This is a genomic window from Streptomyces sp. MMG1533, from assembly GCF_001279775.1.
Classification (GTDB): domain Bacteria; phylum Actinomycetota; class Actinomycetes; order Streptomycetales; family Streptomycetaceae; genus Streptomyces.
Window position 1 is genome coordinate 107,766 of sequence record NZ_LGDG01000041.1, and the last position, 19,731, is coordinate 127,496.

Below are 19,731 nucleotides of genomic sequence, written 5' to 3' on the forward strand. Positions count from 1 at the left end.
GCCATGGCGGCGTACCGCCACGACCGCCCCCCTTCGGACGCTTCGTCAGATCCCGTCCGGGTCCGACCGGTTGAGCGCCGGCTTCGGCGTCGGTCCCGCCGTCATCAGGTAGTCCGCGGCCGACGTGTCCGTCACCAGGCTGGTGACGAGCCCGGACCGCAGCACCGCGTCGATCGCGCCCGCCTTGCGCTGCCCCCCGGCGATGGCGACGACCTCCGGGATACGGCGCAGTTGGTCGGCCTTGACGGTGATGCACCGCTCGCCCAGGTCCCGTCCGACCCGGCGGCCCTCGGCGTCGAAGAGGTGCGCGGACATCTCGGCGGCGACACCGAGCGAGGCGTAGTGCGAGACCTCCTCGTCGCTGAGCATGTCGTGCACCGTCGAGATGCCCGGCTCCCAGGAGCCGATGGAGACACAGGCGACCGTGACCTTGTCGAAGTACTCGAAGGCCCGGGCGATCCCGGTCTGGTTGCGCAGCGCCGCCGCGGTCGCCGCGTCCGGCAGCAGCATCGGCGCGTAGATGGGGTGGGCGTCGCCTCCCGACACCTGGGCGGCGCGCCGCACCGCCTCCACCGAGCCACGCTCGGCGGTCCCCGCGTCGTACACGCCCGTCAACTGGACCACCGTGCACGGCGGCAGCCGGTCCAGCGCCGCCGCCATGTGGATGGTGGACCGGCCCCAGGCCAGTCCCAGCACATCACCTTCGTTCACGAGCTCGCCGAGCAGGTCGGCGGCCACTTCCCCCAGGTTCTCGGGATCGGGCGAATCCTCGGCCTCGGCCGGGGACTCGACCACCACTGCGTGCCTGAGGCCGTACCGGGCACGGAGCGCGTCCGAGCGCTCGGCGTCCAGTTCGGCCGGCACGCGGATCTCGATGCGTACGAGATCCCGTTCGAGAGCGGTTTCCAGCACCCGGGCCACCTTGAAGCGGCTGACGCCGAACTCCTCCGCGATCTGGATCTTGGACTTGCCCTCGAGGTAGAAGCGGCGGGCCATGGCCGCCGCCTGCACCAGCTCAGCGGGTCCCATCCGCATGGCTGACCGGCCCGCCGACATACCCGACACGGCGATCTCCTCACTGCTGTTCACATTCTGGATTCGCCGTTCATCCTTGCAGATCCGGCGCACTTGATCAGCCCTGATGAGAGCCGTTCACGTTCCCTTGGTTCAGTGGTCGCACGCCCAGCTCGCCTTGGCAGTCGCCCCCTCAGCCTGCGTGCGCAATGCACGTACCGCCTCGGCCGGGTCCGATGCCCCGTAGACCGCCGAGCCGGCGACGAAGACGTCGGCGCCCGCGTCCGCGCAGCGCTCGATGGTGGCGGCCGAGACGCCGCCGTCGACCTGAAGCCACAGCTCAAGACCGTGCTTGCTGATCAACTCGCGAGTGCGGCGAATCTTCGGGAGCATGATGTCGAGAAACGCCTGTCCCCCGAAACCCGGCTCCACCGTCATGATCAGCAGCATGTCGAGCTCGGGGAGCAGATCCTCGTACGGCTCGATGGGCGTCGCGGGCTTCAGCGCCATGGAGGCGCGGGCTCCCTTGGCGCGGATCTCCCGGGCGAGCCGGACCGGAGCGGCGGCCGCCTCGACGTGGAAGGTGACGGAACCGGCCCCCGCCTCTACGTACTGGGGCGCCCACCGATCGGGGGCCTCGATCATCAGATGACAGTCCAGCGGAGTGTCCGTCGCACGGGCCAACGACTCTACGACCGGTACACCGAGCGTGAGGTTCGGGACGAAATGGTTGTCCATGACGTCGACGTGAAGCCAGTCGGCTCCTTCGACCGCCTTCGCCTCGTCCGCAAGGCGGGCGAAGTCGGCGGACAGGATGCTGGGATTGATCTGCGCGGCCATGCCCCAAGACTGCCACGTCCGGGCACTGATGTTCGCGCCGGTCCGGACCTAAGCCGTTCATCGGATGTTGCGCGGGGGCCGTGCGTGCCATGCTGGGCCGCCGGTCTGGTCGACATGGGGCTGCGGGGGTGGCCATGACGGAGATCCAGGAACAGAAGCAGGCTCAGCGAGGCATCGCGCATCTGGTGTGCGGGCGGCGTGCCAAGTGGCTGGTGCTGCTGCTGTGGCTGGTGGTGCTGTTCCTGACGGCGCCCTTCGCCCAGAAACTCACCGACGCCCAGGACAACGACGCGGCCTCCTGGCTGCCCGGCTCCGCCGAATCGACCCAAGTCCTGGAGATCTCCGAGGACTTCAGGCCCGAGCAGATCCCCGCGATCGTCGTGTTCGCCCGCGAGGACGGCCTGACCGCCCAGGACCGGGCGCAGATCACCGAGGACACGGCCGAACTCAAACAGCTGACCGACCACGGCATCCGCGGCGACGAGACCCGGGGTCCGGTCTACGACCGGCAGACCGACCCCCGCGCCGCCCAGATCCTCGTGCCGATCACCATGGACGAGAAGGGCTGGGAGCGGATCGGGCCCGCGGTCGACTCCATCCGCGACATCGTCGGCGAGGGCGGAGACGGGCTCGCCGTGCACATCACCGGCCCGGGCGGCACGTCCGCCGACTTCTCCGAGGCCTTCGAGGGCATCGACTCGACGCTGCTGATCTCGGCGATGAGCGTGGTCATCGTGATGCTGCTCCTCACCTACCGCAGCCCCACACTCATCCTGGTCCCGCTGCTCTCGGTGATCGCCGCCCTGTTCACCGCGCAGGCGCTGATCTACTTCCTGGCGGAACACGCGGGCCTCACGGTCAACGGCCAGAGCGCGGGCATCCTGACGGTGCTCGTGTTCGGCGCGGGGACGGACTATGCCCTGCTGCTGGTCGCCCGCTACCGGGAAGAGCTGCGCCGGCACGAGGACCGGCACGAGGCGATGGCGCTGGCACTGCACCGCGCGGGCCCGGCGGTGCTCGCCTCCGGCGCCACCGTCGCCCTGAGCATGCTGGTGCTGCTGGCCGCCGAGATGAACTCGACCCGCGGCCTCGGTCCGGTCGCCGCGATCGGCGTCGCGGTCGCCCTGCTGGCGATGATGACGCTGTTCCCCGCCCTGTTGGTGATCTTCGGCCGCTGGATCTTCTGGCCGGTGATCCCGCACCTCGGCACGCCGAACCCGGCCGACCGGGGCGTCTGGGCCCGCATGGGCCGCCGTATCGCCGTCCGTCCCCGCATGGTCTGGGGCGTCACCGCGGCGGTGCTGGCGATCTGCTCGCTCGGCCTGATCCAGCTGCGCGCCGAGGGCATCGACAACGCCGACGCGTTCACCGGGAAACCGGACTCGATCGTCGGCCAGGAGGTCTCGGCACGCTACTTCCCGGCGGGCAGCGGCGATCCCCTGGTCATCGTCAGCAACCAGGCGCAGGCGCAGCAGGTCGGCGAGGCGGTCGCCGCCACCCGGGGAGTCGTCCCCGAGTCGCTCGGTCTGCCGCCGGGCACCAAACCGTCCTTCGAGGGCAAGGTGCTGTTCGAGGCCACCATGACCGACCCGGCCGACAGCGAGGACGCGAAACAGACCGTGGAGCGGGTCCGGGACGCCGTGCACGCGGTGCCGGACGCCGACGCCCAGGTGGGCGGCGGTACGGCAGCCCTGCTGGACATGGACAAGGCGACCACGCACGACAACATTCTGATCATCCCGCTGGTGCTGGCCGTCGTCCTGCTGATCCTGTGTGTGCTGCTGCGTGCGCTGATCGCCCCGCTGCTGCTGATCGGGACGGTCATCCTGTCGTTCACGGCGGCCCTCGGCATCAGTGCGCTCGCCTTCCGGTACCTCTTCGACTACGCGGGCGAAACGACGGACTTCCCGCTGTTCGTGTTCGTCTTCCTGGTCGCTCTGGGCATCGACTACAACATCTTCCTGACCACCCGTATCCGTGAGGAGGCCACCCGCCAGGGCACGCGCAAGGGCGTGCTGACAGGCCTGGCCGCGACCGGTGCGGTCATCACCTCTGCGGGCCTGGTCCTCGCGGGCACCTTCGCCGCCCTCGCCACCCTGCCGATGGTCGCCTTCGCCGAACTCGGCTTCGCGGTGGCCCTGGGCGTTCTGATCGACACGTTCATCGTGCGGTCGGTGCTGGTCACATCCCTGTTCCTGGACATCGGCCCGAAGGTGTGGTGGCCGCACCGGCTGGCGCGTGAGGACGGGGGCGCGGCGGCGGTGACCGAGACGGAGAAGGTGAGCCAGTCCGGCCCGACAACATAGGGCCCGATCCCCCTTTGCATGATCATGCGAGATTATGCATACTCTTCCTATGTCTAAGGTCCTCACCTCCCTTCCCGCCGGCGAGCGCGTCGGCATCGCCTTCTCGGGCGGCCTCGACACCTCGGTCGCGGTCGCGTGGATGCGCGACAAGGGTGCCGTCCCGTGCACCTACACCGCCGACATCGGCCAGTACGACGAGCCCGACATCGCCTCGGTGCCCGGCCGTGCGAAGACCTACGGTGCCGAGATCGCGCGCCTGGTCGACTGCCGTGCGGCGCTGGTCGAGGAGGGCCTGGCCGCGCTCACCTGCGGGGCGTTCCACATCCGCTCGGGCGGGCGTGCCTACTTCAACACCACGCCCCTCGGCCGCGCCGTCACGGGCACCCTCCTGGTCCGGGCGATGCTCGAGGACAACGTCCAGATCTGGGGCGACGGCTCCACCTTCAAGGGCAACGACATCGAGCGGTTCTACCGCTACGGCCTGCTCGCCAACCCGCACCTGCGGATCTACAAGCCCTGGCTGGACGCGGACTTCGTGACCGAGCTCGGCGGCCGCAAGGAAATGTCGGAGTGGCTGCTCGCCCACGGCCTGCCCTACCGGGACAGCACGGAGAAGGCGTACTCCACCGACGCCAACATCTGGGGCGCCACCCACGAGGCCAAGACCCTGGAGCACCTGGACACCGGGGTGGAGACCGTGCAGCCGATCATGGGCGTACGGTTCTGGGACCCCGAGGTCGAGATCGTCACCGAGGACGTGACGATCGGCTTCGACCAGGGCCGCCCGGTCACGATCAACGGCAAGGAGTTCGCCTCCCCCGTCGACCTGGTGATGGAGGCCAACGCCATCGGTGGCCGTCACGGCATGGGCATGTCGGACCAGATCGAGAACCGGATCATCGAGGCCAAGAGCCGCGGCATCTACGAGGCGCCCGGCATGGCCCTGCTGCACGCGGCCTACGAGCGCCTGGTCAACGCGATCCACAACGAGGACACCCTCGCCCAGTACCACAACGAGGGACGGCGCCTGGGCCGGCTGATGTACGAGGGCCGCTGGCTGGACCCGCAGGCGCTGATGGTGCGCGAGTCGCTGCAGCGCTGGGTCGGCACCGCCGTCACCGGCGAGGTGACGCTGCGGCTGCGGCGCGGCGAGGACTACTCGCTCCTCGACACCACGGGCCCGGCGTTCAGCTACCACCCGGACAAGCTGTCCATGGAGCGCACCGAGGACTCGGCGTTCGGCCCGGTGGACCGGATCGGCCAGCTCACCATGCGCAACCTCGACATCGCCGACTCGCGCGCCAAGCTGGAGCAGTACGCCGGGCTCGGTCTGATCGGCACCGCGGACACCGCCATCGGTGCCGCCCAGGCGGCCGCGACCGGGCTGATCGGCACCATGCCCGAGGGGGGCGCCGAGGCCATCGCCTCCCGCGGCGAGGCCTCCGGTGACGAGGAGATGCTGGACCGCGCCGCGATGGAGTCCGGCACGGACTGACCCGCGGCACGAACGCAGAAGGCCGGCTCGGTGTCGAGCCGGCCTTCTGCGTCACCCGGCCGTCAGCCGGTCCTCCGAATCAGCGCCAGATACATGGCGTCGGTCCCGTGCCGATGCGGCCACAGCTGTACGTCGGGGCCGTCGCCGAGATCCGGCACGCCGGGCAGCAGGGGCCGTGCGTCGACGAGTTCGGCCTCGGGGCGCTGCTTGAGCACGTCGGCGACGACGGCCCGGGTCTCGGCGAGATGCGGCGAGCAGGTGGCGTAGCCGACGATCCCGCCGACCCGCACGGAGTCGAGCGCGGTGTGCAGCAGGCCGCGCTGCAGCGGCGCGAACCCGTCGAGGTCCTCGGGGCGTCTGCGCCACCGGGCCTCGGGTCGCCGCCGCAGGGCCCCGAGCCCGGTGCACGGCACGTCCATCAGCACCCGGTCGAAGGAGCCGGGCCGCCACGGCGGCCGGGTCCCGTCGGCGGCGATGACCTGATAGGGCCCCGGGTTCCCGTCGAGGGCCTTGGCGACGAGCCCGGCCCGGTGCGGCTGCTTCTCGGAGGCGAGCAGGAAGGCCCCGCGCTCGGCGGCGAGGGCGGCCAGCAGCGCGGCCTTGCCGCCGGGCCCGGCACACCCGTCGAGCCACTTCTCGTCCCGCCCTTCGAGGGGCGCGTCGGCGAGGGCCAGCGCGACGAGCTGACTGCCCTCGTCCTGCACGCCCGCCCGGCCTTCCCGTACGGCCTCGATGGCACCGGGCTCGCCGCCCTCGGTCAGCCGCACGGCGTACGGCGACCATCGCCCGGCCACCGCGGCCTCCTCCCGGAGCAGCTCATCGGTGGTGGACCGGCCGGGCCGGGCGACGAGGGTCACCTCGGGCCGCTCGTTGTCGGCCTCCAGCAGTTCCTCGATCGCGGCGCGCCCGCCGCCGAGCGAGTCCCAGAGCGCGGAGACGACCCAGCGGGGATGCGAGTGCACCACGGCGAGGTGGTCCTCGGGGTCCTCGTCGTAGGGCGGAGCGACCTTCGCGATCCACCCGTCGAGGTCGTCCTGCGCGACCTTCCGCAGCACGGCGTTGACGAACTTGGCCCGCCCGTCGCCCAGCACGACCCGGGCGAGCTCGACGGAGGCGGAGACGGCGGCATGGGTCGGGATGCGCGTTCCGAGCAGCTGGTGGACGCCGAGGCTGAGCACGTCGAGCACCGGCGGGTCGACCTCACGCAGCGGCCGGTCCACACAGGTGGAGATGACGGCGTCGTACGTCCCCTGCCGCCGCAGTGTCCCGTACACCAGCTCGGTCGCGAGGGCCGCGTCCCGCCCGTCGAAGTCGCCCTTCTCCCGCGCCTTCCGCAGCAGCGGCGGCAGGACGAGGTTGGCGTACGCGTCGCGCTCGTCCACGGCCCGCAGCGCCTCGAAGGCGAGGATGCGGACGGGATCCTTCTGGGGCCGACGGTAGGGCTTGCCGGCGGGGCGGGGCCGACGGGGCTGGTCGCTCACGAAAAAGGTGCTCCGGGTTCAGAGGTGGATACGCACCAAGCGTAAGTCCGCGGCCCCCCGCTTCAGGCGCCGAGGGTCTCGCCGTCGCCGATGCGCACCCCGCGCGCCCAGTCGGCGGCCTTCATCGGCTTCTTGCCCTGGGCCTGCACCCACAGCAGCTCGACGGCGTACGACCCCGTGCCGACATGGACGTCGTTCTTGCCGACGGACAGCGCACCGGGGGCCAGGTCGGTCCGCTCGGGCACGGTCCGGATCTGAATGAGCTTGAGCCGCTCGCCCCGGAAGGTGGTCCAGGCGCCGGGCGCCGGCGTGCATCCGCGCACCACCCGGTCCACCCGCAGTGCCGGGGTCGCCCAGTCCACCTGGGCGTCCTCGACGGTGATCTTCGGCGCGAGGGTGATGCCCTCGGCCGGCTGCGGTACGGCCTTCAGCGTGCCGTCCTCGATCCCGTCCATCGTCGCGGCGAGCAGCCCGGAGCCCGCGAAGGCGAGCCGGGTCAACAGGTCGCCGCTGGTGTCGGTGGGCCGGATCTCCTCGGTGACCGTCCCGTAGACGGGCCCGGAGTCGAGCCCTTCTTCGATCAGGAAGGTGGAAGCTCCGGTGATCTCGTCCCCCGCCATGACGGCGTGCTGCACGGGCGCCGCCCCGCGCCAGGCGGGCAGCAGCGAGAAGTGCAGGTTGACCCAGCCGTGGGCGGGGATGTCGAGGGCGACGCGGGGCAGCAGCGCGCCGTAGGCGACGACGGGGCAGCAGTCCGGTGCGATCTCGCGCAGCCGCTCGAGAAACTCCGGATCCCGGGGCCTGACGGGCTTCAGTACCTCGATCCCGGCGTCCTCGGCCCGCTCGGCGACGGGAGACGCGACCAGCCTCCGCCCACGACCGGCCGGCGCGTCGGGCCGCGTGACGACAGCGGCCACCTCGTGCCGCCCGGAGGCGAGCAGAGCGTCCAGAGCGGGAACGGCGACCTCGGGGGTGCCGGCGAAGACGAGCTTCATGGGTGGGTTCGGGCCTCTCGGGCGGGGGGCGGATGCGGGCAGCGCCCAAGTCTATGACCCCGTACGGAGCAGCCGCCGACAGCGAGCAGCCCCCGCCGGAGAGGTCCACTTTTCGTCCAACTGGAAACGGGTGGTGCGAGGGTGGGAGACCAAGTCGGGGCCGAAGGCCGAGGCGTAAACCTCCCACCTCCCGGCGCACGCAAAAGCTCACACGCCCCCGATGCGTGACCAGCGGAGCGCAGACGCGTTGGTCAAGACAGAGTTGACCACAACGGGCCCCACATCGGGCGGCCCGATCCTTTTCATCGCCGGTTCGAGAGGCTTGTTCATGGCCGACCACGCAACCCACGACGCCCAGGCTCGGGCCAGCCTGCACTTGCTGGTGCGGGACATCGAGCGGGTCCGCCGGCAGGTGGACGCACTGCGCACACTCACCGCCCAGTTGGGCAACGTCTACCGCCCGCGCCGCTCCGGCCCCTCCACGGGCTTCGTCGTCTACGGACGCGCCCCCGCCCCGACGGTCCGTCTCGCCCAGGAACTGCGGGACAGTGTCGAGACCTTGGTCACGGCCGCCGTGGACTTCGACCGCTCACTCGGCTTCTCGTGGGACGCGGTGGGTTCCGCCCTCGGAGTCACCAAGCAGGCCGTGCACCGCCGTTACGGCGCCCGCCGCGCCGCGGCCCAGGCGGCGACCGAACCCGAGCGGACCACGGACCCCGCGGCATCCCACACGGTCAACGTGGGCTCCGGCATCTCCCCCGTGCCCACGGTCCCCGCCGCGCGTTCGATGCCGACCCAGCCCACGGCGGGCAGCCCTTCCCTCCGCGACGAGGCCAGGCCGAACGCCTTCCCCGCCCCCCGCAACGGCTGAGGGCTGACGGCTGACGGCTGACGGCTGACGGCTGACGGCTGACGGCTGACGGCTGACGGCCAGCACATCCACCTCTGCCCTCCCGGCGCATCCGGGAGGGCAGCCGCGTGTCCCCGGGCCCGGCCGCTCGGCGAAACACCCCTGTTGGCGGCCACCTCAGCCGATGTCAGGCGGATCGATCCGCACCCGAACCGCCGCTTCCCCGCCCCCACGCGCCATCCGCGCCGCCTGCGCCGCCTTCAGCGCGGCCGCCAGTGCCGCGCCCGTCCCCGGCGGCACCCGGATCAGCACCCGCTCCCAGTGCTCCCCGGGAGGCGGCGCCCCCACTCGTCGCGGGCGCCCGGCGGTCGTCACCGGCACCGGAACGGGCCCCAGCACCTCCGCCTCCGGGGGCAGTTCCACCGCCCCCATGAAATCGGCGAGCGCCTGCGCGGGCGCCGACACGGCCGCCATGCGCGACACCGGCGGAAATCCCAGTTCGGACCGCTCGGAGAGCTCCCGCACCGCATGGCCGACGGGGTCCCACCGCACCAGGGCCTGCACGGGCCGCAGCGTGGGCTCGGCGACGATCACGACCGTGCCCCCCGCACCCTGCGGCCGTACCAGCGACGCCGCCCCGATCCACCGCCGCAACGCGTCCTCACCGGCCCGCAGATCGGGCCGCCCGAGCATGGCCCAGCCGTCCAGCAGCAGCGCGGCCGCGTACCCGCCCTCGGCGACGGGCTCGGCCCCCGGTGTGCTCACCACCAAGGCGGGCGCGGACGCCACGGTGTCCAGCACCTGCTCACGCCCGGAGGTCCGCACCGGCACGGCAGGGAACGCCCGCCCGAGCTCCTCCGCGGTCCGCCGCGCTCCCACGACCTGCGCTCGCAACCGGAACGCACCGCACTCCGGACAGTGCCAGCCACCTTCGTCGCGCCCGCACCAACCACACCGCAGCGCGGCCCCGGACTCCTGCGCCTCCAGGGGCCCGGCGCAGTGCCGACAGCGCGCGGGCGCCCGGCAGTTGGCGCACGCCATCCGCGGTACGTAACCCCGCCGGGGAACCTGCACGAGCACCGGTCCGTGGCGCAGCCCCTCTCTGACGACCTGCCAGGCGAGGGTGGGCAGCCGGGCGGCGCGAGCGGCCTCGTCCCGCGCGAGATCGCCATCACCGACGGTCCGGACGAGCGGAGCGGTGGCCCTCACCTGCTCCCGCCCGGCGACGAGCGGCCGGGCCCAGCCACTCTCCACGAGCTGTGCCGCCTCGACGGTGCAACTCCAACTCCCCAGCAGAAAGCCGCACTTGTCCTGTGCGGCTCGCAGCAAGAGCACCTCTCGCGCATGAGGCTGGGGCGCGTGCTGCTCACTGTGGCTGTCGTCGCCGTCGTCCCAGACGGCGACCAGTCCGAGATCCTGGACGGGGGCGAACATGGCGGCCCGCGTCCCGACGACCGCCCGCACGGAGCCCCGCCGCACGGCCAGCCACTCCCGATACCGCTTCTCGGGGCCGGCGTCGGCGGTCAGCACGGCATGCCTCCCCTCCCCCAGCAACGCCGTCAGCGCGGCGTCGACCCGCGCGACCGCCCGCCCGTCCGGCAGCACGACCAGCGCACCGCGCCCGCAGGCCAGCGTCGCCGCCACGGCCCGCGCCAGCTCCTCGCTCCACTCCGGCCCTGGCAACGCGCTCCACACGGCCCTCGGTGCACCCCCGGAAGCCAGCGCCTCGAGAAACGCGGCCCCGTGCTCGTACCTCCCCCAGGACCCGGCCTCGGGCGCACTCGGCGGTGGCAGCGGCGCGGGCGAGGGCCGCTGCTCGGCCCGCGCACTGCGCGGCGGCACGGCAAGCTGCAGCACGTCGGCAAGACTCCCGGCGTACCGATCGGCCACAGCCCGAGCCAGCCCGAGCAACTCTTCACTCAGCACCGGCTCCGGCGACACCACCTGGGCCAGCGCGGCAAGTGGCCCGGAGTAGTCCGACTCGGGGAGCCGCTCGACGAGAAACCCGCCGATCAGCCCCCCACCCTCACGCCGCCCGTCCCGCACCCGATGCCGCCCGGCCCCGAACCGCACCCGCACCCGCACGCCCGGCTGCGCCTCGGCGTCCAGTTCCTCCGGCACGGCGTAATCGAAGTACCGATCAAGGTGCAACACACCCTTGTCGACGAGCACCCGAGCAACGGGCAGTTCCTTGGCCAGCGCGGCCCCCCGCCAGGTCCGGGGCTTCGCCCGCGGCGCCTTCGCCTTCCGCACACTCTCCCGAATGAGCGCAAGCTGCTCGGGCGGCGCCCCCTCGGCCCCACCGTCCACCGACCCGTTCTCGCTGCTCACACCTGCATTCTTACCAAACCCCACTGACAACCGACGGCGCCCGAGATCTCCGACGGCAACGGCACACACTCTGCCTTGGACCACTCGGCCACACCACCGGGACCACACCCCGGCCGGCGGCGGGATTCGAACCCGCGGTGACCTGCCGGCCCCGAAGTATCCGTCACCTTCGCACCGGACGCCCCGGCGTCGAACCTCCCGAGATCAAAAGCGGCAGCGGGACGCAAAGCTCAGCTTCACAGCGCACCTTGGGCACACTCCACAGAAGTACCCGCGACCATCGCACCGGGAGATCACCACCCTACGAATCCACAAGCCCAATCGGCCAGCCATTTCCGCCCGCCTTCCGGCCGTCACCGGGCCTCTCGGGCATGCACCGGCCCCTTGGCCAGGTAGAAGATCCGGTGTCCGAAGTGGAAACGGGAAACTCCGCCGACCGTCTTGCCCGGACCACCTCGCCCGGCCGACGCTGTCACGGGTCGCAGGCATCCAACGGTATCGGCGGGCATCGGCACGAGGGGGGCACATGCTGTACGAAAGGCCGACGTTCGGCGTCGAACTACGCCGATTACGCATATCCGCCGGGCTCACGCTCACGGAGTTCGCCTCGTCAGTGCACTACAGCAAGGGCCAACTCAGCAAGATCGAGACCGGACAAAAGCGTCCGACTCCGGAATTCGCCCGCTTGTGCGACGCGGCACTCGACGCGGACGGCGCCCTTTCCGATCTCGCACCGGGCACTCTGGTCGCCTCCCGCCCCAGTCCGTCCGACGAACCGGCAGGAGCAACCATGCGACGCGGTACAGCCGCCCATAATCCGCCCGGCCGGTCAGCACCCACCCGGCGACAGCTCATGGCAGTGGGCGCCGTGTCGGTCCTGAGTGCCACCGCCACGGCCGGGCCACCTGCTTCCGCACAGCCCCTGCACCCGGACACCGGCTGTCCAGACCCCGGCCCCGATCTCCTGTCGGTGTCCCGGGACCTCTTCGACCAGTACCGCCGGCTGGGACAGCTCTCCCCGCCAGGCGCGCTGCTCCCCGTACTTGCCGAGCAGACGCGGGCCCTCGGTGACCTGGCAGCACGCTGTGGGGCTCGTACCCGACCGGGATTGCTCAACTTGTCCGCGCGTTATGCCGAGTTCGTCGGCTGGATGGCTCAGGAGGCAGGGGACGACGCGGCCGCCCTCGGTTGGACCGACGACGCCGTACGGCTCGCAGAAGAGGCCGGGGACCCGGACCTCGCCGCGTACGCGCTCACTCGGCGCGCGCTGATCAGCTACTACCGAGGCGATGCAGCCGACGCGATCTCGCTCGCATCGGCTGCCTGCTCGCCGCGGCTTCCGGTGCGCATCCGCGGACTGGCGGCCCAGCACGTCGGCCAGGCTCACGCACTGGCGGGCGACCGCGCCGCATGCCTGCGTCACCTCGATCAGGCGCGCACGCTGCTGGACGCCGACCGGCCGGACCCCGCGACGCCACAGCTGGGCACGACCCACCTCGTCGACCCGATCACCATGATCACCGGATGGTGCCTGGTCGACCTGGGCCGCCCTCGGGAGGCCGCGGCCGTACTCGACGAGGCCTGCACCCGGCTGCCGGCCCACGCCTTGCGCACCCGGGCACGCTACGGCATCCGCAGGGCCCTGGCGCACGCCCGCAGCGGCGAGGTCGATCACGCCTGCGCCCTCATCCGTGATCTCATTCCCGCAGTGCAGACCGCCGACTCGGCAACGATCCGCCTCGACGTACGTCGACTCGCCCGCACCCTCGCCCGCTTCCGGAACAGTCAGGCCGTGGCCGACCTGTCCCCCGTTCTCACGGCCGCCTTGCACCCGCACGGTGGCTGACACGCGGACCACCACCGCTCTGGCATTCCCGACCACGCACCCGTCACGACTTGGGGAGACTTCGCCGTGCCCGAAATCTTCATCAACTACCGCACCGACGACGGGGACCACCTCGCCGCCACGTTGGACGAGGCCCTGCGCAATCGCTTCGGAGTCGACGCGGTCTTCCGCGACGGGCGGTCGATCCGGCCGGGGTCCGAGTACCCTCACGAGCTGTTGACCCAGCTTCGCCGCAGTCGCGCCGTGCTCGTCGTCATCGGGCCTGGCTGGGCAGCGGCCCCCGGGCTGCGTCGCGAGGACGACTGGGTCCGACGGGAGATCACCGAGGCGCACGCCTGTCGCATCCCCATCATCCCGATTCTCGGCGGCGCCAACGTCGCGTGGCTGCGCAAAGACGAGTTGCCGTCCGCGCTGTCCTGGCTGTCCGAATACCAGTCACTGCGGTACGTCCCGTACGACTCGAGCACGGATCTGGTCCGGATAGGCGACGAACTGGCCCTATTGATACCAGAGTTGACGGACCAACGACGGCAAAACCCTTCCTCCGCCCCGGAGGCCGGCCCGGGCAACTCCGTCTCCGGGGGTGACCAGGGCACGCTGGTGCAAGGCCGTGACTTCAGCGGGGACATCGCCGGGGCCATCTACAAGAACAACACCGGCCCGTTCCACACGGGTTCGGGCGACCAGCACACCCATCACCACACAGGCTCCCTGCGGTTTACGGGCGATGAGGATCGTCGGCGGTGAGCCCCACGTTCGACAACAAGTTCGACGGCTGGCAGAACACGTTTCACACCGGAAGCGGGCCGCAGCACGTGTACTACCAGCACTACGGCGGCGGAAGGGACAGCCCTGAGTCCCGCTCGCGGCCTCTCGCCTCCGACTTCCTCGCAGGCCTCAAACGACGCTTCGCCCACCCGGAGGGATTCGACCACGCCCGGCAGATCCTGGACGACACCCACACGGTCCTCATCGACGGTGAGCCGGGCGGCGGCAGGAACGCGGCTGCACGCATGCTGCTGTACGAGTACCAGCCGCTGCGGAACAGCCTCCACGAAGTGCTGGCGGAGGACGACGCCGGGAACGTACAGCTCGATCCGCTCCCGGCAGGGGAGGCGGAAGGCCTGTTGCTCGACCTGTCGGAGGCCGACGGGGAGAGCTGGAAGACGATTCATGACAGCCTGCCGAGCTTCCATGCCGCCGTATGCAAGAACGGCTCACGTCTCGCGGTCGTACTGCCGAACCCGCTCCCCGAGACCCTGCACTCGGACCTGGCCCCGCTCCGCGCGGTCATCGGCCGTCCGTCCTTCCACCAGGTCCTGCTCGGTGCCTTGCGCGAAGCCGGGCTGCGCGACACCCACGAACTGGAAGACCTGCCGGACGAAGTCGAGCGCTTCCTAGGTCACCGGCCGCCCCTGGACCACGTCGCCCACCTCGCGTGGCTCATCCGGACCGAAGCCGGTGCGGGTCGGTCGGACAGGTTCGACGACTGGTGCCGCACGGCGGTGGCGGCGCTCACCCGGCGCCCAGAGGACGTGGCCCAACGAGTCGTCGCTTTGCAGGACGGCCGGCTCAGGGCCCTGTTGCTGGCCACGGCCATGCTCCAGGGCGCTCGCTCGGACGCCGTGTACGAAGCGTGCGAGTCGCTGCTCTCGTCGGTGCGGCACCCGGCGGACGACCGACCGCTGCTCGAACGTGAGGACCTGTCCTCCCGCTTTGCCGAGATCAAGGCGACTCCCGACGCGCACGGCCGCGTGTCGTTCGCGGAGATGGACTACGACATCGCCATCCGCACCCACTTCTGGAACAACATGCCGGGTCTCCGCAGCCGCCTGGGTGACTGGGTCGGCCAGACCCTCGGCCTGGCGTCGCTGGCACCTGGGGACCGGCTTGTGCTGGCCGAGCGGTACGCCGAGCAATCGCTGCGCATCAGCGGTCCCGGCGACCTTCTGAGGCGCGCGCGGGACTGGGCCGACCAAGGCGGTCTCCTGGCACGTCCGGCGGCGGCACGGGCACTCTCTTACGGAGCACTTCATCGGGACCACGGCCGGAGGGTCCGCAAGGAGCTGTACGACTGGGCGGTCTTCCCCGCACTGTCGGACGCACGGGCCGATGTCCTCCTCGCCGTCTGTTCCGGAGGAATCGCGTTGCGGTACCCGGAGCAGGCCATGGTGCGGCTGCACCATATGAGCCGACATCACAGCCGGGGCCGGGCGGCCCAGTCGCGCCTGATCAGGCTGGTCCTGCCCGACCATCGGCTGCACCGCCGGATGCTGGAACGTCTGGCACGCGAGTTGGGCAAATCCCGGGACGCGGACATCCGCCTGTTCGCCGCTCTGGCATCGCCTCGCCATCTGACCCTGCTGCGCGACGGGGCGAGCACCGCTCTGCTCGACGAACGAGGGGTACAAGAGCAACTCACTATGTGCTGGGCGGCCTTGTTCGAGTCAGTCCCGCTGGCCGAATGGCACGACCTGCCCGACGAGTGGCTGTCGGCCGCTGGGCACACGATCCCGCAGCACCGCGATCAACTGATCGACGTCCTGGTACGCGCCTGCCGCGGCAGGCCCCTCGACCTGGGTCGCCTTTACCAGTTGGCCCATCCCCACCGGGTGGCCCGGCTCGTCCAGCAGAAGATCGACGCCGTCCAATGCCTCCACGGAAACCGCCCCTGACCGTCCCCCGGGAGACGACTGATGCACTCCGGTCACAAGGCCATGACGGGCTTCGTCGCCGTCATCCTCGCGCTGCTGATCACGATCGTCGGACTGACGACCCGGTGGCCGCTGTGGGCGTGGCCCCTCTCGGTCGCCGCCCTCGTCGTCTACGTGGCGGTCTCACTCGCCCGCGAGGGCCGGCACAGGCCGGTGATCCCGTCCGAGCGGCAGCTCGAACCCGACCTGCCCATCGCTCCGGTCGAGCGCTGGGAGTGCGTCGTCCGGGACATCGCACTGCCTTCGCTGTCCGAGGACTACGACTTCCTGTTCTCCGCCACCATCCGCTGGCTGCCGCAGGACGCCCCCTCGAACGCGCCCACCGTCAACGCCGGCGGGCTGGCGGTGGACGCAGTGCTGGAGCGCGCTCGCCAAGTCACCCAAATCTCCTCACCTCACCGCAGCTCCCTCGTCCAGCACCGGCTGAACGGCGAACTGGCGACCATGCTGCCCGACGCGAACGGCCGCGTCATCGCGATGGCGGAGAGCGTGCAGCTGAGACTGGAGGAAGCGGACCGCGAGCGTCTGGAGAAGCTGGCCACAGTACGCAAGGACGAGGCGGTGTGGGAGCACGAGCGCAAGTGGGAGCAGAACAAGCGCGCCTACCTGGGCGACGACGTGCTCAGGACGCCGGGCAGCGCGGTGGTGTGGTGGCTGGCGAAGAACGACGATCGGATCGACAAGACGGTCTCAGACATCGGGCTGCTGGCGGAACTCGCGTCGGCCGCACACGACCAGCCTGTGCCCGCCGATTTCCACCGCTTCGTCCCCGGCCTTTCCGTGGAATCGGCGACGGACGTGGCGCAGGAGCCGCAGCCCGAATCGGTTATGACGGCACCCCGCACACCCGACGAGTACGCGGACTTGCTCCTGGAATTCGTCGGCCTCCCTGAAGCGGACCCGCGTCATCTGCTCTTCCTCAAGCGAGTCGCGGACGACGCCGAGGCAGCGGGGCAGTCGGAGATGGCCCAGGCGCTACGGCGTCGTCTCGACCGCTTCTGGACCGGTAGCACGCCGTCGGGCGAGTCGTACGCCTCTGAGCCGCCGGACGAGGAGAACCCCAAGGCCGAGCCGCCCGATCTGGACGACTACAGCCTTTGATCCGCACAACGGGACGGGCCCGGTTCTCTCGAACACGAGAGAACCGGGCCCGCTGAAGAGCCTGGGGAACTACAGCCCCGCAGCCTTCCGCAGCGCGTCCACCCGGTCCGTCTTCTCCCAGGTGAACTCCGGAAGCTCGCGGCCGAAGTGGCCGTACGCCGCCGTCTGGGCGTAGATCGGGCGGAGCAGGTCGAGGTCGCGGATGATGGCGGCCGGGCGGAGGTCGAAGACCTCGTCGATCGCCTTCTCGATCCGCTCGGTGTCGACCTTGGCGGTGCCGAATGTCTCCACGAACAGGCCGACCGGCTCGGCCTTGCCGATCGCGTACGCGACCTGCACCTCGCAGCGGGTGGCCAGGCCCGCGGCGACGACGTTCTTGGCGACCCAGCGCATCGCGTACGCCGCGGAGCGGTCGACCTTGGACGGGTCCTTGCCGGAGAAGGCACCGCCGCCGTGGCGGGCCATGCCGCCGTACGTGTCGATGATGATCTTGCGGCCGGTCAGGCCGGCGTCGCCCATCGGGCCGCCGATCTCGAAGCGGCCGGTCGGGTTCACCAGGAGGCGGTAGTTCTCGGTGTCCAGCTTGATGCCCTCGTCGAGCAGCGCCTTCAGCTCCGGCTCCACGACGAACTCGCGGATGTCGGGCGCCAGCAGCGACTCCAGGTCGATGTCCGACGCATGCTGCGAGGAGACCACGACCGTGTCGAGGCGGACGGCCTTGTCGCCGTCGTACTCGATGGTGACCTGCGTCTTGCCGTCCGGGCGCAGGTAGGGGATGGTGCCGTTCTTGCGGACCTCGGACAGGCGGCTGGACAGACGGTGCGCCAGGAAGATCGGCAGCGGCATCAGGGTGGGGGTCTCGTCGGTCGCGTAACCGAACATCAGGCCCTGGTCGCCCGCGCCCTGGCGGTCCAGCTCGTCCTCGTCGCCCTCGACCCGGGACTCGTAGGCGGTGTCGACGCCCTGCGCGATGTCCGGGGACTGCGCGCCGATGGACACCGAGACGCCGCAGGAGGCGCCGTCGAAGCCCTTCTTCGAGGAGTCGTAGCCGATCTCCAGGATCTTGTCGCGCACCAGCTGCGCGATGGGTGCGTAGGCCTTGGTGGTGACCTCGCCGGCCACGTGCACCAGGCCGGTCGTGATCAGCGTCTCGACGGCGACCCGGGAGGTCGGGTCCTCCTTCAGGAGCGCGTCGAGAATGGTGTCGCTGATCTGGTCAGCGATCTTGTCGGGGTGGCCCTCGGTAACGGACTCCGAGGTGAACAGGCGACGGGACACAACGCTCCCTGGGGTTGCAGCGGCTGCTGGCTGATCATTGGCGGACGGGACGGGGGCTGCGCCCGGCGTCGTCCGAGAACAGTTTATCGGTCGCACTCGGCCACCCACCCCCCTGTCTCGCCTCTCGGGAGTGCTGTGACCTGCGGCACGGTGCATTCTGCCCAATCCCGAGCGGGCTTGGCCAGGGGCGCCACGCCCAAATCTACGAGGCCTCGGCGATCCTTGAGCCGGAAGAAACACTCAGTTCAGGCGTTCGGCCACCAAGTCCCACACGGTTTCGGCCAGGGCTTCCTTCGGACCGTACGGGACCGGGGTCTCGCTGTCGTCCGCGCCCAGAACCACGGCCTCGTTCTCCTCTGAGCCGAACGTCTTGCGCTCCCCCACCTCGTTCACCACGAGGAGGTCGCAGCCCTTGCGGCGCAGCTTCGTACGGCCGTTGGCCAGCACGTCGTCCGTCTCGGCGGCGAAGCCGACGACCACCTGACCCGGGCGGGCGCGATCGGCCGAGATCTCCGCGAGGATGTCCGGATTCCGTACGAGCACTATGGGATCCGGGTCCTGGCCGTCCTTCTTCTTGATCTTCCCGGCCGCGTACGTCTCCGGCCGGAAGTCGGCCACCGCGGCGGCCATGACGACCGCGTCGGCGTCCGCGGCGGCCTTCAGCACCGCTTCGCGCAGCTGTACGGCCGTCCCGACCGGGACGACGTCCACGCCCGCCGGGTCGGGCAGGCCGGTGTTCGCCGCGACCAGCGTGACCCGGGCGCCCCGGGCGGCGGCGGTGCGGGCGAGGGCGTAGCCCTGCTTGCCGGAGGAGCGATTGCCGAGGAAGCGGACCGGGTCGAGGGGCTCGCGGGTGCCTCCGGCGCTGACGACCACGTGTCGGCCGACGAGGTCCGGTTCCGTCACTCCCCTGGCCAGCACACGACGGCAGACCTCGAAGATCTCGGCGGGGTCGGGCAGCCTGCCCTTGCCCGTGTCGACACCGGTGAGGCGGCCGACGGCCGGCTCGATGACCACGGCGCCCCGGCGGCGCAGTGCCGCCACGTTCTCCTGGGTGGCCGGGTGCTCCCACATCTCGGTGTGCATGGCGGGCGCGAAGACGACCGGGCAGCGGGCCGTGAGCAGGGTGTTGGTGAGGAGGTCGTCGGCCAGGCCGTGGGCGGCCTTGGCGAGCATGTCCGCGGTGGCCGGCGCGACGACCACCAGGTCGGCGTGCTGACCGATGCGGACGTGCGGCACCTCGTGGACGTCGTCCCAGACCTCGGTCGAGACCGGGTTGCCGGAGAGCGCGGACCAGGTGGCGGCGCCGACGAAGTGCAGGGCGGAGGCGGTCGGCACGACCCGGACGTCGTGCCCGGACTCGGTCAGTCTGCGCAGCAGCTCGCAGGCCTTGTAGGCGGCAATGCCACCGCTGACGCCCAGAACGACCTTCGGCTTGTCCACCGTCTCTCCCCGCACCTCGGAACGTGTGCGCCGCGGC

14 protein-coding genes and 1 pseudogene are annotated in these 19,731 nt (G+C 71.0%); 8 read left to right on the top strand and 7 right to left on the bottom strand.

The window, feature by feature from the left end; genetic code table 11:
* Window positions 1-45 precede the first annotated feature (45 nt).
* Together ADK57_RS07555 and rpe are read right to left on the bottom strand one after the other, a co-directional pair.
* Entirely contained in the window at window positions 46-1,089 is a 1,044-nt protein-coding gene (locus tag ADK57_RS07555; protein WP_053748576.1) for a sugar-binding transcriptional regulator, read from the bottom strand.
* 78 nt (window positions 1,090-1,167) lie between these two features.
* Window positions 1,168-1,854, bottom strand: coding sequence for a ribulose-phosphate 3-epimerase (rpe, locus tag ADK57_RS07560; RefSeq protein WP_053748577.1), 687 nt, complete (start codon window positions 1,852-1,854; stop codon window positions 1,168-1,170).
* 134 nt (window positions 1,855-1,988) lie between these two features.
* Here rpe and ADK57_RS07565 point away from each other — a divergent pair, with 134 nt between their 5' ends.
* Together ADK57_RS07565 and argG are read left to right on the top strand one after the other, a co-directional pair.
* A complete protein-coding gene (locus ADK57_RS07565; protein ID WP_053748578.1) occupies window positions 1,989-4,160 on the top strand; it encodes an MMPL family transporter in 2,172 nt (723 codons plus the stop codon).
* Window positions 4,161-4,209: 49 nt separating this feature from the next.
* On the top strand, window positions 4,210-5,655 hold the full coding sequence (argG, locus tag ADK57_RS07570; protein WP_053748579.1) for an argininosuccinate synthase: 1,446 nt from the start codon (window positions 4,210-4,212) through the stop codon (window positions 5,653-5,655).
* A 62-nt stretch (window positions 5,656-5,717) separates the two neighbouring features.
* Here argG and ADK57_RS07575 read toward each other — a convergent pair whose 3' ends face one another.
* A complete protein-coding gene (locus ADK57_RS07575; RefSeq protein ID WP_053748580.1) occupies window positions 5,718-7,136 on the bottom strand; it encodes an RsmB/NOP family class I SAM-dependent RNA methyltransferase in 1,419 nt (472 codons plus the stop codon).
* 62 nt (window positions 7,137-7,198) lie between these two features.
* Window positions 7,199-8,131, bottom strand: a complete 933-nt coding sequence (gene fmt, locus ADK57_RS07580) for a methionyl-tRNA formyltransferase (protein ID WP_053748581.1) — start codon at window positions 8,129-8,131, stop codon at window positions 7,199-7,201.
* A 328-nt stretch (window positions 8,132-8,459) separates the two neighbouring features.
* Between fmt and ADK57_RS07585 the strand changes: the two genes are divergently transcribed.
* Window positions 8,460-9,002, top strand: a complete 543-nt coding sequence (locus ADK57_RS07585) for a hypothetical protein (RefSeq protein WP_053748582.1) — start codon at window positions 8,460-8,462, stop codon at window positions 9,000-9,002.
* 156 nt (window positions 9,003-9,158) lie between these two features.
* Here ADK57_RS07585 and ADK57_RS07590 read toward each other — a convergent pair whose 3' ends face one another.
* Window positions 9,159-11,312 (bottom strand): primosomal protein N', encoded by a 2,154-nt coding sequence (locus ADK57_RS07590; protein ID WP_053748583.1) that lies wholly within the window; start codon window positions 11,310-11,312, stop codon window positions 9,159-9,161.
* 526 nt (window positions 11,313-11,838) lie between these two features.
* On the opposite strand from ADK57_RS07590, the pseudogene ADK57_RS50955 reads away from it, so the two are divergent.
* The 5 genes and pseudogenes from ADK57_RS50955 to ADK57_RS07610 all read left to right on the top strand — a co-directional run.
* Window positions 11,839-11,979: pseudogene (locus ADK57_RS50955) on the top strand (helix-turn-helix domain-containing protein); the annotation flags it as partial.
* Between the two features lie 186 nt (window positions 11,980-12,165).
* Window positions 12,166-13,158, top strand: a complete 993-nt coding sequence (locus tag ADK57_RS07595) for a DNA-binding protein (protein ID WP_234390027.1) — start codon at window positions 12,166-12,168, stop codon at window positions 13,156-13,158.
* Between the two features lie 66 nt (window positions 13,159-13,224).
* Window positions 13,225-13,905, top strand: a complete 681-nt coding sequence (locus ADK57_RS07600; protein ID WP_053748584.1) for a toll/interleukin-1 receptor domain-containing protein — start codon at window positions 13,225-13,227, stop codon at window positions 13,903-13,905.
* Window positions 13,902-15,833: a hypothetical protein gene (locus ADK57_RS07605; RefSeq protein ID WP_053748585.1), complete on the top strand. Its 1,932-nt coding sequence runs from the start codon at window positions 13,902-13,904 to the stop codon at window positions 15,831-15,833. Before ADK57_RS07600 ends, ADK57_RS07605 begins: the two co-directional genes overlap by 4 nt.
* Window positions 15,834-15,854: 21 nt before the next feature.
* Window positions 15,855-16,973, top strand: a complete 1,119-nt coding sequence (locus tag ADK57_RS07610; RefSeq protein ID WP_053748586.1) for a hypothetical protein — start codon at window positions 15,855-15,857, stop codon at window positions 16,971-16,973.
* Between the two features lie 69 nt (window positions 16,974-17,042).
* Here the strand turns inward: ADK57_RS07610 and metK are convergent, their stop codons facing one another.
* The gene (gene metK / locus ADK57_RS07615; protein WP_053748587.1) at window positions 17,043-18,251 is read right to left on the bottom strand and encodes a methionine adenosyltransferase; all 1,209 of its coding nucleotides are present in this window, start codon (window positions 18,249-18,251) and stop codon (window positions 17,043-17,045) included.
* Window positions 18,252-18,491: 240 nt separating this feature from the next.
* Window positions 18,492-19,694 (bottom strand): bifunctional phosphopantothenoylcysteine decarboxylase/phosphopantothenate--cysteine ligase CoaBC, encoded by a 1,203-nt coding sequence (coaBC, locus tag ADK57_RS07620; protein WP_053748588.1) that lies wholly within the window; start codon window positions 19,692-19,694, stop codon window positions 18,492-18,494.
* Window positions 19,695-19,731 lie beyond the last annotated feature (37 nt).

What these genes read in the sequence shown, in the direction of transcription:
- rpe (WP_053748577.1), bottom strand. Translation starts at nt 1,854, where the DNA reads ATGGCCGCGCAGATCAATCCCAGCATCCTGTCCGCCGACTTCGCCCGC.
- ADK57_RS07565 (WP_053748578.1), top strand. Translation starts at nt 1,989, where the DNA reads ATGACGGAGATCCAGGAACAGAAGCAGGCTCAGCGAGGCATCGCGCAT.
- argG (WP_053748579.1), top strand. Translation starts at nt 4,210, where the DNA reads ATGTCTAAGGTCCTCACCTCCCTTCCCGCCGGCGAGCGCGTCGGCATC.
- fmt (WP_053748581.1), bottom strand. Translation starts at nt 8,131, where the DNA reads ATGAAGCTCGTCTTCGCCGGCACCCCCGAGGTCGCCGTTCCCGCTCTG.
- ADK57_RS07585 (WP_053748582.1), top strand. Translation starts at nt 8,460, where the DNA reads ATGGCCGACCACGCAACCCACGACGCCCAGGCTCGGGCCAGCCTGCAC.
- ADK57_RS07595 (WP_234390027.1), top strand. Translation starts at nt 12,166, where the DNA reads ATGGCAGTGGGCGCCGTGTCGGTCCTGAGTGCCACCGCCACGGCCGGG.
- ADK57_RS07610 (WP_053748586.1), top strand. Translation starts at nt 15,855, where the DNA reads ATGCACTCCGGTCACAAGGCCATGACGGGCTTCGTCGCCGTCATCCTC.